This is a genomic window from Arenibacter troitsensis (assembly GCF_900177645.1).
Lineage (GTDB): Bacteria > Bacteroidota > Bacteroidia > Flavobacteriales > Flavobacteriaceae > Arenibacter > Arenibacter troitsensis.
This window is the reverse complement of record NZ_FXAO01000003.1, coordinates 353,809-367,896: the sequence shown is the minus strand read 5'-3', so window position 1 is coordinate 367,896 and position 14,088 is coordinate 353,809. Positions and strand designations below refer to the sequence as shown.

Here is a 14,088-nt window from a genome sequence, read left to right as displayed (position 1 = left end):
AGTATATGAAATTGAATTCCGCCCATAAAGCAAATAATCTCTCGTTTCTTGAGAATAGTGGCCAAATGGGCATGCTTATTAGGGAGATGGACTGGGATAATTCAAGCCTGGGGCCTATCGAGAATTGGCCTGTAAGTCTACGAACTACCCTGGCCATAATTTTACACTCATCCTATCCTATGTTCCTTTTTTGGGGCGATGAGCTAATTTGCTTTTATAATGATGCGTATAGACCAAGTTTAGGGAAAGAGGGAAAACATCCGGCAATAGGAAAAAGGGGCAAAGAAGTTTGGCCGGAAATATGGGATTTTATTGGTCCCTTGATCAAGGAAGTAGTCACTACCGCCAAACCTGTTTCATATAGTGACCAATTGGTACCATTTTATCGAAATGGGAGGATGGAGGATATTTATTGGACATTCTGCTACAGTGCTGCTTTTGATGATAATGGCAATGTAAACGGTGTAGTTGTAACCTGTACGGAGACTACCGAAACCGTAATTACGAAAAGAGAATTACAGGAAAGTGAACGTAGGCTTCGCACCATGATTGCCCAGGCTCCCGTATCCATAGCTATATTTCAGGGGAAGGACCATGTTACAGAACTGGCCAACTCTCTTGCATTGCAAATGTGGGGTAGAAGGGAGGATGAGGTATTAGGACAACCAATTTTGGAAGCAATGCCAGAACTTAAGTCGCAAGGTATTAAAGAGTTGTTGGACGACGTTTACAATACTGGCAAAACTTTTTCTACTTCGGAATTTCCGGTGCAAATCATGAGGAAGGGAAATTTGAATATGGCCTATCTAAACTTTAGTTTCGAACCACTTTTAGATCTTTCCGGGAATATTGAAGGGATAATGGCCTTGGGTATAGAAGTTACGGATCAGGTAATTTCCCGCAAGGGTATAGAAGAAAGTGAAAAAAAATTCAGACTACTGGCCGACTCACTTCCACAGTTTGTGTGGACTGCAAATCCCGAAGGCAATTTGAACTACTTTAACCAATCGGTTTTTGAATTTTCCGGATTGTCACAGGATCAATTAATCAATAAAGGATGGTTGCAGATGGTACATCCGGGCGATAGGAAAAATAACTTTAGGGCTTGGGAGGATTCCATCGCAACTGGAAAAGACTTTTTATTGGAGCATCGCTTTAGAAGACATGACGGTGAATATCGATGGCAGTTGAGCCGTGCAAAGCCACAATATAATGATGAAGGCATTATACAAATGTGGGTGGGAAGCAGTACCGACATACAGGAACAAAAGGTTTTCCTTGATGAATTGGAAAAACAAGTGCAGGAACGTACTGCAGAGCTGTTAGAATTGTACGAGTCACTTAAAAAAAGCGAACAGCGCTATCATCTAATGGTAGAAGAAGTGCAGGACTACGCCATCCTTTACCTGAATCCGGAGGGAATTGTAGTGAATTGGAATACGGGAGCAGAAAAAATTAAGGGCTACAGGGCAGATGAGATCATAGGAAAGAATTTCTCCAATTTTTACACGGAGGATGACAGAAAAAGCGGTCTTCCCAAAAGGTTATTGGGTTTGGCAGCCAAAAAAGGCAAAGCATTGCAGGAAGGATGGCGGGTAAGAAAGGATGGAACTTTGTTCTGGGCAAGTGTGGTAATCACTGCCGTGCATAACGAAATAAATGAGGTAATAGGATATTCAAAAGTAACGCACGACCTAACGGTAAAGAAGGAATCGGATGATGCACTTAAGGAAAAGCAGGCCGAGCTGGAACTAAAGAACATTGAACTGCAAAAAATGAACAAGGAACTCCAATCCTTTGCGTACATATCTAGCCATGATTTACAGGAGCCATTAAGAAAAATTCAAACCTTTGCATCCAGAATAATCGAAAAGGACCATGATACCCTATCCGAAAATGGAAAATATCTATTTAAAAGGATGCAATTGTCCGCAGAACGAATGCAATCGCTGATCGACGATTTGTTGGCCTATTCGCGCACACATAACTTGGAAGGCGATTTTGAAAGGATTAATCTTAATCTTATCATTGAGCAAGTAAAACAAGACCTTAGCGAAGAACTTCTACAGAAAAATGCCATAATTCAAGCTGATAATACTTGCATGGTCAATATAATTCCATTTCAATTTAAGCAGCTTTTCTATAATCTTATAAGTAATTCATTAAAGTTTGCGAAACCGGATGAACCTGTGCACATAACTATAAAAAATGAGTATGTTCCTGGTAATTTATTGGAAGGTGAATATTTTCAAGAGAATACGAAATATTGCCATATCACTTTTTCGGACAATGGTATAGGCTTTGAACAAAAATACAGCGAAAAGATTTTTGAACTGTTCCAGCGTCTCTATGGAAAGACAGAATATCCAGGAACAGGAATAGGACTCGCCATAATAAAACGTATCGTAGAAAACCACCATGGCGTTATTACGGCACAGGGTGAATTGGGCAAGGGTGCTACTTTTCATATATATCTTCCCGTGGCGGATTAAAAGGCGCCATTTTCGCCTTTTATACCCTGAAACTATGGGTCAGCTGGGATTAAAATATATCTTCCTTTGAATGGGTTAAATACGAGTCCTTTAAATTTAACAAATGCAATTAGTTTAGACAGTAGGAATAAGTTGTACAATTGTTGCAATTCTAGACAATAACCATAAAACTTAAATCGCCATTCGTTTTTGAGGTTGTATTTTGAAAGGGTTTTAGGGATTTATATAAGACGGTTTTTAATTGATTGTACGAGTTGGGTTTCTTTATGTAAAGATTTGCCCCACTCTCTTTCAATTGTTCTACTTCATTTTCATTATAGGATGTGGAATAAATAATAACCTGAATTTCCGATAATTCGGGGACGTTACGTATATCCGTAAGGCATTCAAAGCCGTCCATAAGTGGCATTCGGAGGTCTAAAAAAATAGTATCTGGTTTTGGGTTTCCAGAGTATAGTTCGGCCATTAGATCAACACCGTTTTCAAATTGTTTTACCGAAGTTTCAATAGGTAATTCGGACAGGGCGTCCATAAAAAGTTCCCGATCATCTTGATCGTCGTCTGCTAGAAAAATGTTAATAGGATTCATAACTGTATATTTTAATTGATCATCTACCGGCTAAGTATATTTATGTTAATCTGATTTATAAAATTAAACACTTAATATTGCCCCATGGTTTATTGCTATTTTAATCTAGCTTATTGGTAATCCATTATAGTATTCATAATTATAACAAGGCTCTAAAATTTATCAAAAGCCGTTTAATTGCCACATAATCATAAATTTAAGGAAATTCTAAATATTTGATGTGCCAAATGAATTGAATATTAACTCCATACCAATTTTGGTTGAACGGTACAAATACAAAGAATTCGGAAAATGGACCTATAATGGTCTTTGGTATTCAGCTTTAGGTTTGTAATGTATGTGGTTTGACACTTGTTGTTTTTGGTTTTTGATTATAATATATAAGTCCATAATATGCCTCTACTGCTATAGGAAACATATAGGAAGTAGCAGGAAGGATTTACCAGCGGCATTGGACCATAGATGGAAAGTATTATGAATGGAAGGGAAAAAGTTGCTATAAATCAAAGAACCGCCCAATAAAGAGCGGTTCTTCGGTTTTACTTCATTACGAAGCATGAGCTTGAGTTAGTCTATCTTCCTTAAAAACAATACTTGTTTTCAGCCTTGAGTTTATCGGCAATTATATTTCGCAGTTCAACTACGTTGGGTTGGTTTGTATATTTCGTGAAACGCTTAAGGCCCATAAGCATCATCCGTTGCTCATCACCTTCGGCCATTGAAACTATAGCCTCCTTGCCATTTTTTATAACGGTGTCCACTGCATTGTAAAGGTACAATTTGGACATAGCGATTTGTTCTTTTTGGGCCGCTTCCCCAAAACGTTTTGCATTTTTTTCAGTCCTTAGAATGGCAGATTCTGCCAAATAAATCTCTATTAAAATATTGGATGCAGCCAGCAGCAGCATTTGATGTTCATCAAGGGCTGGTCCATATTTTTGGACCGCTGACCCCGCGACCATTAAGAACACTTTCTTAAGTTTTGCAACCATTTCCTTTTCTTCGGACAATAATTCCGAATAGTCGGGGATGTCAAAAGAGGGGATGCCCATTAATTCATTCCCTACGGCAGTGGCCGGGCCCAGTAGGTCTACATGACCCTTCATAGCTTTTTTAATTAACAGGCCAACAGACAACATTCTGTTTATTTCATTGGTGCCCTCATAAATCCTGGCTATACGTGCATCCCTCCATGCGGCTTCCATTGGGGTTTCTTCCGAGAAGCCCATACCACCAAAAATTTGGATCCCCTCGTCCGAGCAGTTCTGCACGTCTTCGGATACGGCCACTTTTAGGATGGAGCACTCAATGGCATATTCCTCCACACCTTTAAGTTCGGCTTCTTGATGGCTGTTGCCAGCTGCCATACGCAGAGCAATACGGTCCTCAATGTTTTTGGCTGCCCTATAGGATGCAGCTTCCCCGGCATACAAACTTGTGGCCATTTCCGCCAATTTTGATTTTATTGCTCCAAAATCTACTATGGCCGTCTTAAACTGCTTGCGTTCCGTAGCGTATTTTAGGGCATTGGTGGTTATTCGCCTTTGCGAATCCAAACAAGCGGCCGCTAATTTAATACGTCCAATATTTAGGGCGTTCATGGCAATTTTAAAACCGTTTCCCCTTTCAGAAAGCATATTTTCAACCGGAACTACGGTATCGTTAAAGAATACCTGTCTGGTGGAGGAGGCGCGAATCCCCAATTTATGTTCTTCCTCTCCCAAGGTAATTCCGTTACTTGGGTTGTTTTCAACAATAAACCCGGTAATATTTTTGTCATTTTCTATTCTTGCAAAAACGATAAACAATTTGCAGAACCCTGCATTGGAAATCCACATTTTTTGGCCGTTGATCTTGTAACTCTTGCCATCTTCGGAAAGGGTGGCTGTGGTTTTGCCCGAATTGGCATCACTACCGGCACCTGGTTCCGTTAAGCAGTAAGCGCCGAACCATTCACCAGTGGCCAATTTTGGAACATATTTTTGTTTTTGAGCTTCGGTACCATACAAGGTAATGGGCATGGTTCCAATACCGGTGTGTGCACCAAATGCCGTACTAAATGATCCACTTCCACTAGAAATATATTCGCATACGATCATGGTAGATATAAAGCCCATTCCCAATCCGCCATAAGCCTCAGGTACGGCAACACCCAAGAAGCCCATTTCACCAGCCTTGGTCATTACCTCCTGTGTTAGGGCATAATCCTTGGCTTCAAACCGATCCCTGTTGGCCACAATCTCCCGATCGTTGAACTCAATAACGGAATCACGCATCATTTTTTGCTCTTCGGAAAAATCCTCTGGCGTAAAAATATCCTCACAATTGGTTTCCTTTACAAGGAATTGCCCTCCCCTTAATATCTCTTTAGTTGTTGTTTCTGTACTCATTGTTCGTGTAATTAAGTTTTATAACATGCATTAAAGGGTATGTTGCACTAACATTAGCCCCAATATATAAGACTTGTATTTTTAGTTCAAAAATTCAAAAATCCCCGCTGCTCCCTGACCTGTACCTACGCACATGGTTACCATGCCGTATTTCCCTTTCATATCCCTCTTTCTCATCTCATCAAAAAGTTGAACGGACAACTTGGCTCCTGTACAACCCAACGGATGGCCAAGAGCAATGGCACCACCATTTACATTGACAATATCATTGTTTAGGTTTAGTTCCCTAATTACTGCCAAAGATTGCGATGCAAAGGCTTCGTTCAACTCTATCAATTCAATATCGTTCTGTTTAAGACCTGCTTGTTTTAATGCCTTTGGAATTGCTTTTACGGGGCCAATACCCATGATTCTGGGTTCTACGCCGGCAGCGGCATAGTTGACCAATCTTGCAATTGGCTCCAATTTTAGCTCTTTCACCATATCTTCACTCATGACCAGTACAAACGCAGCTCCATCGCTCATCTGGGAGGAATTACCGGCAGTAACACTTCCCCCTGCCGCGAAAACCGGTCGCAGTCCTGCCAAAGCTTCCTTACTGGTTCCTTTACGAGGTCCCTCATCTTTGGTCACTGTGTATTTTTTTGTTGCCCTCTTTCCGTTATCGTCAACGTAGGTCTGTTCCACTTCAATGGGTACGATCTGACTTTGAAAACGATCCTCTCCTTGGGCCCTAAGTGCTTTCATGTGCGAATTATAGGCGAACTCGTCCTGATCTTCACGCGATACATTAAATTGTTTGGCTACTGCTTCCGCAGTATTTCCCATACCCCAGTAATAATCTTCGTGTCCGGCCTTTGCCAGGTCATAGTTGAGTTCTGTTTTATATCCGGTCATGGGAACCGCACTCATACTTTCCGCTCCACCAGCAATAATGCAGTCGGCCATACCAGCTTGTATTTTGGCGGTTGCAATACCGATAGTTTCTATACCGGAGGAACAAAATCTATTTACCGTAACTCCTGGCACATCAACTATATTTAGCCCCATTAAAGAGATTAATCTAGCCATGTTGAGACCTTGGGAACCCTCGGGCATAGCATTTCCAACAATAACGTCATCAATACGTTTTTTGTCCAATTGGGGCAATTCATTCATCATGTGCGCTATGGTTTCGGCAGCCAGTTCATCCGTTCTTTTAAAACGGAAAACACCTTTTGGAGCTTTTCCTACCGCAGTCCTATATGCTTTTACTATAAATGCTTGTTTCATTTTATTTTAGTATTGAGTATTGAGATTTTAGTATTGAGAATCATAATTTTCTTTGAAATGAATAGTTCATTTTTTGGATTTCAATACATGTTTCACTTACTGGTTGTACTTTTTCTTATGTAACTATATTTAAGTCTATTAATAAAAATAATTGTGTATGCATTTCATATACCGAACCATTTGCAATGCTCAAAAATGTTTAAATTCTTTATTTGAATTTCTTACAGCACCTTCCACGATGTTTGAAGGAATTGAGATTGAACTCCTTTTAATTTGAGGGATAAGTCCAAATTTTTCTTCTAGCGTCAATTCGGAGACCGGTTGATAGACCGATTTTGTCAAATCCATAGACCTCTTCCATATTTTCAAATCCTCAATATTATGCATTGGTCTCTAATTACTAGATACTCAAATCTCAATACTAGCGGCTTCAATTACGTAACGGCTTTCCTGTCTTTAACATATGCTGGATACGCTCCAAGGTTTTTCTTTCCGTGCAAAGGGATAAAAACGCTTCCCGCTCTAGATCCAAAAGATATTGCTCTGTGACCAAAGTGGGCTCGGACAAGTCACCTCCAGCCATTACATAGGCCAATTTGTTGGCAATCTTATGGTCGTGTTCGCTTATATAATTGCTGTCTTCCATGGCATCTGTTCCTACCAAAAACATTCCTAGGGCTTGTTTACCAAGCACTTTTACATCTTTTCTCTTGGGTGGTTGGGTGTAGCCCTGTTCTGCCATTAATTGGGCATAAGCCTTAGCCGTTGCAATTTGTCGGTCCTTGTTAACGACCACTAAATCCTTTCCTTTTTCAAGTACCCCCATATCAAAGGCCTCATAGGCTGAAGTAGAGACTTTTGCCATTCCAATGGTGAGGAAATATTCCTGAAGCACATTCAGTTCCACATCATTTTTCCTAAATGTATCCGATGCTCTTAAGGCCATTTCCTTGGAACCTCCACCTCCGGGTATAACCCCAACTCCAAATTCTACCAATCCCATGTAGGTTTCAGCTGCAGCCACAACCTTATCGGCATGTAAGGAAAGCTCACAACCACCACCCAAGGTCATTCCGTGCGGGGCCGATACTGTAGGAATGGCAGAGTAACGCATACGCATCATGGTATCTTGAAACATCTTTATGGCCATGTTGAGCTCATCGTATTCCTGTTCTACGGCCATCATAAATATCATTCCAATATTGGCACCAACAGAAAAGTTGGGTGCTTGGTTGCCCACCACCAGGCCTTGAAAGTCTTTTTCGGCCAAATCTAAGGCCTTGTTGAGTCCGGCTAGGACATCACCCCCAATGGTGTTCATTTTGGACTGGAATTCCACATTTAATATACCATCGCCCAAATCCTCAATAACAACACCGGAGTTTTTCCATACCTCGTTGGATTTTCTAATATTGTCCAAAATGATAAATGAATCCTGGCCTGGTATTTTCTCCATCGCCTTTTTAGTGATGTCGTAATAATAGGTTGCCCCGTCTTTAATAGTGTAGAAAGATTTATTACCAGCGGATATCATTTCGGTAACCCAAGTGGCCGGTTGAAAGCCTTCTGCCTTCATCATCTCTATGCCTTTTTCAACCCCAATGGCATCCCAAATTTGAAAGGGACCGTGTCCCCAGGCAAAGCCTGCTTTCATGGCGTCATCTATCTTATATAATTCTCCTGTTATTTCGGGGATCCTATTGGAAGCATATTCGAATAATGAAGAAAAACTCTTTCTGTAAAAGGCACCTGCTTTGTCCTTTCCAGTCACCAATACTTTAAATCTGTCTATTACATTCTCTATGGATTTGGTGAGTTCAAGAGTGGCAAAACTAGCCTTTTTGCTGGGCCTGTATTCCATGGTGTTAAGGTTCAGGGCCAATATTTCCCTACCTTCCTTTTTGTAAAAGCCCTGTCCTGTCTTACTTCCGAACCACTTATTTTCCATCATTTTTCCGATAAAATCGGGAAGTGTAAATTGCTCCCGTCTTTCATCATCCTTGCAATTTTCTGCAATACCATTGGCTACATGTACCAAAGTGTCCAAACCAACAACATCTACCGTACGGAAGGTGGCCGATTTAGGCCTACCTATTACCGGACCTGACAGTTTATCTATTTCCTCAACGGTGAGGTCCATTTCCTTTACAGCATGAAACAAACTCATAATGCTAAATGTCCCTATTCTATTACCGATAAATGCCGGAGTGTCTTTAGCTATCACGGAAGTCTTGCCTAAAAACTGTTCCCCGTAACCATTTAGGAAATCCAATACTTCGGTGGAAGTTTTTGGACCAGGAATTATTTCAAATAGTTTTAAATATCTGGCCGGATTAAAAAAGTGTGTTCCGCAAAAATGTCTTTGGAAATCCTCACTTCTGCCCTCACTCATAAATTTAATAGGTATTCCCGAGGTGTTGGAGGTAATTAAGGTTCCTGGTTTTCTGTGTTTGTCCAGCTTTTCAAAAACTATTTTTTTGATATCCAAGCGTTCCACAACCACTTCAATGATCCAATCTACCTGTCCCACTTTGGAAATATCGTCCTCAAGATTCCCTGTAGTGATTCTCTGGGCAAATTTTTGATGATATATGGGGGAAGGTTTGGATTTTAAGGCCGCGGCCAAGGAATCGTTTACCAATCTATTTCTTACAACCTTATCCTCTAGGGTAAGGCCATTTGCCTTTTCCTTATCATTAAGTTCCCGTGGTATAATGTCCAAGAGCAATACTTCCACTCCTATGTTGGCAAAATGACAGGCAATACCACTTCCCATAATACCAGAACCAATAACTGCTACTTTTTTAATGTGTTTGTTCATCAATAAAAAGGTGTTAACTAGTTTTTATTTTCTTAATAAATTTTCTTTTCTGCAATCAACTTGTTAATGATCTCAGTTACCTCAAAAAAAGTATTTAATCTTTCTGCGGGTACATGGGTTTTAACCACATCGTTAAAACGAAGTACAACATCTTTCGAATCTTTTCTCTTTTCCAGGCCAAATGCTGTAAGGTGTATAAGTACACCTCTGCCATCATTGGGGTTGGGCCTACGTTCAATCAGTCCCTTTTCCTCCATACTCTTCAATATTCGGGAGAGACTTGTGGCCTCCATGCCCATTTTTGGACCAAGGGCAGTAGAGGGCGTTCCCGTTTTGGGATCAATACTTAATAAAGTAAAACCTACGGCCATGGTACTATTGAATTTTCTCGCCTCCTCGTTGTACATTTTTGTTACCGCTTGCCAGGTTGCCCGGAGCGCATAATCTATGGTTATGTCTTGCATGTTGTATTGTTGGTTGTTCCAAAGATATAAAAATATATTATGCATGCATAATATATTTTAAAAAAAAATGGGGTTTCCGGAAAATAAAACAGCTTCCCGTTAAAGAAGCTGTTTAGGATTTAGTTTTGGACATTCCTCAATGCCCGTAAATGTCATTATAAAGATCTATATACTTTTCTTTGACTATTTTTCGTTTTAACTTCATGGTAGGGGTAAGGTGTCCCTCATCTATACTCCAAATATCCGGGGTAAGTCTAAATTGCTTTACTTTTTCCCATTTGGCAAAACTCTCATTGGCTGTATCCACTTCCTCTTGGAACCTCGCAATTACTTCTTTATTTTGGACCATTTTTTTATGATCGCCCACTTCTATATTGTGTATTTTGGCCCAATTGCGTAAAAATTCAAAATCTGGTTGTATCAAAGCTGCCGGCATTTTTTCCCCTTCACCTATTACCATTATTTGCTCTATGAATCTGGATTGTTTAAAGCGGTTTTCCAAAAGTTGGGGCGCAACATATTTACCTCCGGAGGTTTTGAACATTTCTTTCTTTCTATCGGTAATCTTAAGAAATCCGTCGGCATCTATCTCGCCAATATCGCCCGTATGAAAATATCCATCCTTAATGACCTCGGCTGTTTTTTCGGGATCCTTGTAATAGCCTAGCATTACCTGTGGCCCCTTAACGCATATTTCCCCGTCTTCCGCTATTTTTACCTCGGTCTGTTCCAAAAGTTTTCCTACAGTGCCAATTCTAAATCCACCGTTCCTCATATCGTTGACTGAGACAACGGGAGAAGTTTCAGTAAGGCCATACCCCTCCATGACCCCAAATTCGGCAGCATTGAAAATACGAGCCAAGCGAGGTTGTAAAGCTGCACTACCAGATGCTATTAATGACAGATTTCCTCCCAGACCCGCTTTCCATTTACTGAATATTAATTTTCTGGCCAATGCCAATTTCCTTTCATACCACCAACCATTTTGTTCATAAGGTTCGTATTGTAGGCCCACTTCAACGGCCCAGAAAAACAATTTCTTTTTAATGCCTGTAAGCTCGGTTCCTTTGGCAATGATCTTGTCGTACACTTTTTCCAATAATCTGGGGACGGCCGTCATCACATGCGGGGCACACTCTTTTAGATTGTCGCTTATTTTATCCATAGATTCCGCAAAATAAATGGTGACTCCGGTGTATTGGTAGAGGTACATCATCATTCTTTCATAGATATGGCATACGGGCAAAAAGCTTAAGCAAGAGATTTTGCCATGATCTATGGGCAAGCGCTTTGAGCTTTCTAAGGCATTGCACACCACATTGTGGTGGGTGAGCATAACCCCTTTTGGTCTCCCCGTGGTCCCGGACGTGTAAATCAGGGTGGCCAAATCATCTGGCTTAACCTTATTTTTGAGTTTTTCTACCTCATTTTGGTTGGAGGTATCCGCACCCATTTCCAAGATTTCACCCCAGTTTTTGCAGTTTTCAAGTACATCAAACGAATATACATCCTTTAGATGCGGGGTATTTGCTTTTACTGCATTCACCTTGTCAAAAACTTCCGTACAGGAAACAAATACGTATTTGGCCTCTGAATGATTTAGGACGTATTCATAATCCTCTTCGGATATAGTTGGGTAAATAGGTACATTTTGAGCGCCTAACTGAAGTATTCCGATATCCATAATGTTCCATTCCGTTCTGTTGGTCATGGAAATAAGGGCAATCTTGTCATTAGGTTTTACTCCAAGACGTAACAAAGCCCTGCTTATGGCATTTGCCTTGTCTATATATTCCTGGGTAGATGTTGCAACCCATTCTCCATTATACTTTGTGACTAGCGATTTTTTTAAATTGAATTTCTCTAGTTGATAATAAGGAAAGTCAAAAAGGCGGGTGATTTCTTGCATATTTAATTTGCTGTTCGTAATCGCAAATTAAGAAAAGGGAACGGTATTTTAAAATCACATTCGTATAAAAAATGTAAAAAAATTATGGAGTCTTCATTTTACTACTAAAATAGGTGCCTAATTGGCTTTGTTTATTTAGGTTGGTGAGTTGAAATAGCTGTGTTTTAAATTAGTGTTTTAATCATGGAGTACTTAATTTTATGTGTAATTTTTGTTCATTTTTAAATAAGGTTCCATGAATTAAGGTTTACATGTGTCCTAATTAAAGAATTTCCAAGTAGAATTAATTATGGGGCTTATTAACGTTGTTTGTATTAATTCTGAGGTTACTTAGCTAAGATTTATAGCTTGGAAACTACAAAATGATTAAGTTCAATCTTTAATGTGCCATTTTCTAAAATATACGTTTCAACCTTTTGAAATCAACTGAAAAGTTTATGGTGCTTAATTTTATTTGTAACCATTATTAACAATTAAACTAAACCAATGAAAAAGCTTTTTGTAACGGCAGCAGTTATTATTACCATGATTTCATGCGCCGAAAAATCCAAAATCCCTGTATATGCATGGACCGGTGGTCCAGGAGAGGCTACCGATCAAGAACTGATGGCAACTTTTAAGAACTATAAGGAAAAGGGGATTGATGGACTAATGTATAATGGCGGACATAATCCGGAAACGTATACACGGGTAGGCAAATTGGTGAAGGATGCAGGAATGGAATTCCATACATGGATACCCACAATGGTTCAGGGAGACAATCCTAAATTGCCAAAAGATCTTTATGCTATTAATAGAAATGGCGAATCGGCTTTTGATAAACCGGCCTATGTTTCCTATTATAAATTTCTTTGTCCCAATAAGGAGGGTTCTTTTAACTTTTTGTCGGAATTATACGGTAATATTGCCGCTGTGGAAGAGGTGGACGGAATACATTTGGATTACATCCGTTTTCCGGATGTAATATTGGCGGAAGGCCTATGGGATAAGTATGGACTGGTAATGAACGAGGAATATCCCGTAGCCGATTATTGCTATTGTGATAAGTGTGTTGGTGATTTTAAAGAAAAATCCGGAATAGACATCAAAGCGGTGGAAGACCCATCTAAAGTTCAGGAATGGAAGCAGTTTAGATATGATTTGATTACCAATATCGTAAACCGTTTGGCCAAGGTGGTCCATGAAAAAGGCAAAAAAATAAATGCTGCAGTTTTTCCAGGCCCCAGCAATGCTATGAAAATGGTTAGACAGGAATGGAACAAATGGGATTTGGACGCTTTTTATCCTATGAACTATAATGATTTTTATTTAAAAGGTCCTGAATGGGTGGGTGATATAACCAAAGAGGAAGTGGCTTCCGTTAATGGTGAAAAGCCAATTTTTAGTGGACTTTTTATATGCCCGAACCCTGAAAACAAAACAAAGGAAAATGACCCTGAAAATCACGGGTTATTACCTTCAGAAATAGAAACGGCCATTAGGGCGTCCATGGAGAATGGAGCTGCCGGAATATGTCTTTTTACTCCCGAAAGAATGAAACCTGAGCATTGGGAGGCTTTTGATAAGGCAATCCATGCCGATTATTCCAAGAAATAAACAATTTCATTGACTTCCATAAGGAAGTAGGAGAATTTTTTATAAAAATCCCTTGACTAAAAGTCCAACTTTTAGTCAAGGGATTTTAATTTGAGAAATTATAGATGTAGTTTAAATCCTTCGTGCGTTGCCTTGAATCCGATACTTTCATAAAAACGAATGGCATTGGGGCGTAGTTTGTTGGAGGTCAACTGTATCAAATGGACGTTTTTTTCCTTTGCCCTTTCAATAATCCATTGAAACATGCGTTTGCCAATTCCTTTGCCCGTTTGGTCTTCCCGTACATGGACGTTTTCCACAAGACAGCGTATGCCGCCTACATAGGTTAGGTATTGGAGAAAGCTTAATTGAAAAGTGGCTACGACTACGCCCTGGGAATTCTCTAGTACGATCAATTCCTGATTTTTGTCCCTATTAATTCTTTCAAAGGCACTATAATACTCTTTGGGAAGAGGATCCTCCAACCTTTCCCGCATTTGACCCAACATATCATTGGCAATCATTTCTAATATTGCTACCAGATCTTCCTGAGTAGCTTTTCTATAGACCATGATG

The 14,088-nt window shown here is 39.9% G+C and carries 10 protein-coding genes; 2 read left to right on the top strand and 8 right to left on the bottom strand.

Features of this window, described 5'->3' with window-relative positions; all coding sequences use genetic code 11:
• Window positions 1-5: 5 nt before the first annotated feature.
• A complete protein-coding gene (locus tag B9Y87_RS08715; RefSeq protein WP_085498142.1) occupies window positions 6-2,492 on the top strand; it encodes a PAS domain-containing sensor histidine kinase in 2,487 nt (828 codons plus the stop codon).
• A 151-nt stretch (window positions 2,493-2,643) separates the two neighbouring features.
• On the opposite strand, the gene B9Y87_RS08710 is transcribed toward B9Y87_RS08715, so the two are convergent.
• The 7 genes from B9Y87_RS08710 to B9Y87_RS08680 all read right to left on the bottom strand — a co-directional run bounded on the left by B9Y87_RS08710 (window position 2,644) and on the right by B9Y87_RS08680 (window position 11,937).
• The gene (locus B9Y87_RS08710) at window positions 2,644-3,081 is read right to left on the bottom strand and encodes a response regulator (RefSeq protein ID WP_085498140.1); all 438 of its coding nucleotides are present in this window, start codon (window positions 3,079-3,081) and stop codon (window positions 2,644-2,646) included.
• 581 nt (window positions 3,082-3,662) lie between these two features.
• Window positions 3,663-5,471 carry an acyl-CoA dehydrogenase family protein gene (locus tag B9Y87_RS08705; RefSeq protein ID WP_085498137.1) on the bottom strand — a complete coding sequence of 603 codons (1,809 nt, stop codon included), beginning with the start codon at window positions 5,469-5,471 and terminating at the stop codon, window positions 3,663-3,665.
• Between the two features lie 81 nt (window positions 5,472-5,552).
• A complete protein-coding gene (locus tag B9Y87_RS08700; protein ID WP_085498135.1) occupies window positions 5,553-6,743 on the bottom strand; it encodes an acetyl-CoA C-acyltransferase in 1,191 nt (396 codons plus the stop codon).
• A 189-nt stretch (window positions 6,744-6,932) separates the two neighbouring features.
• Complete coding sequence (locus B9Y87_RS22365) at window positions 6,933-7,091, bottom strand: four helix bundle protein (protein ID WP_317045126.1); 159 nt, start codon at window positions 7,089-7,091, stop codon at window positions 6,933-6,935.
• 82 nt (window positions 7,092-7,173) lie between these two features.
• Complete coding sequence (locus B9Y87_RS08690) at window positions 7,174-9,564, bottom strand: 3-hydroxyacyl-CoA dehydrogenase/enoyl-CoA hydratase family protein (RefSeq protein ID WP_085498133.1); 2,391 nt, start codon at window positions 9,562-9,564, stop codon at window positions 7,174-7,176.
• Window positions 9,565-9,596: 32 nt separating this feature from the next.
• The gene (locus B9Y87_RS08685; protein WP_085498489.1) at window positions 9,597-10,028 is read right to left on the bottom strand and encodes a MarR family winged helix-turn-helix transcriptional regulator; all 432 of its coding nucleotides are present in this window, start codon (window positions 10,026-10,028) and stop codon (window positions 9,597-9,599) included.
• Window positions 10,029-10,164: 136 nt separating this feature from the next.
• Window positions 10,165-11,937 carry an AMP-dependent synthetase/ligase gene (locus B9Y87_RS08680; RefSeq protein WP_085498131.1) on the bottom strand — a complete coding sequence of 591 codons (1,773 nt, stop codon included), beginning with the start codon at window positions 11,935-11,937 and terminating at the stop codon, window positions 10,165-10,167.
• Window positions 11,938-12,423: 486 nt separating this feature from the next.
• Here B9Y87_RS08680 and B9Y87_RS08675 point away from each other — a divergent pair, with 486 nt between their 5' ends.
• On the top strand, window positions 12,424-13,533 hold the full coding sequence (locus B9Y87_RS08675) for a glycoside hydrolase family protein (RefSeq protein ID WP_085498129.1): 1,110 nt from the start codon (window positions 12,424-12,426) through the stop codon (window positions 13,531-13,533).
• Between the two features lie 98 nt (window positions 13,534-13,631).
• Here the strand turns inward: B9Y87_RS08675 and B9Y87_RS08670 are convergent, their stop codons facing one another.
• Window positions 13,632-14,084 (bottom strand): GNAT family N-acetyltransferase, encoded by a 453-nt coding sequence (locus tag B9Y87_RS08670; RefSeq protein WP_085498127.1) that lies wholly within the window; start codon window positions 14,082-14,084, stop codon window positions 13,632-13,634.
• Between the last annotated feature and the right edge of the window lie 4 nt (window positions 14,085-14,088).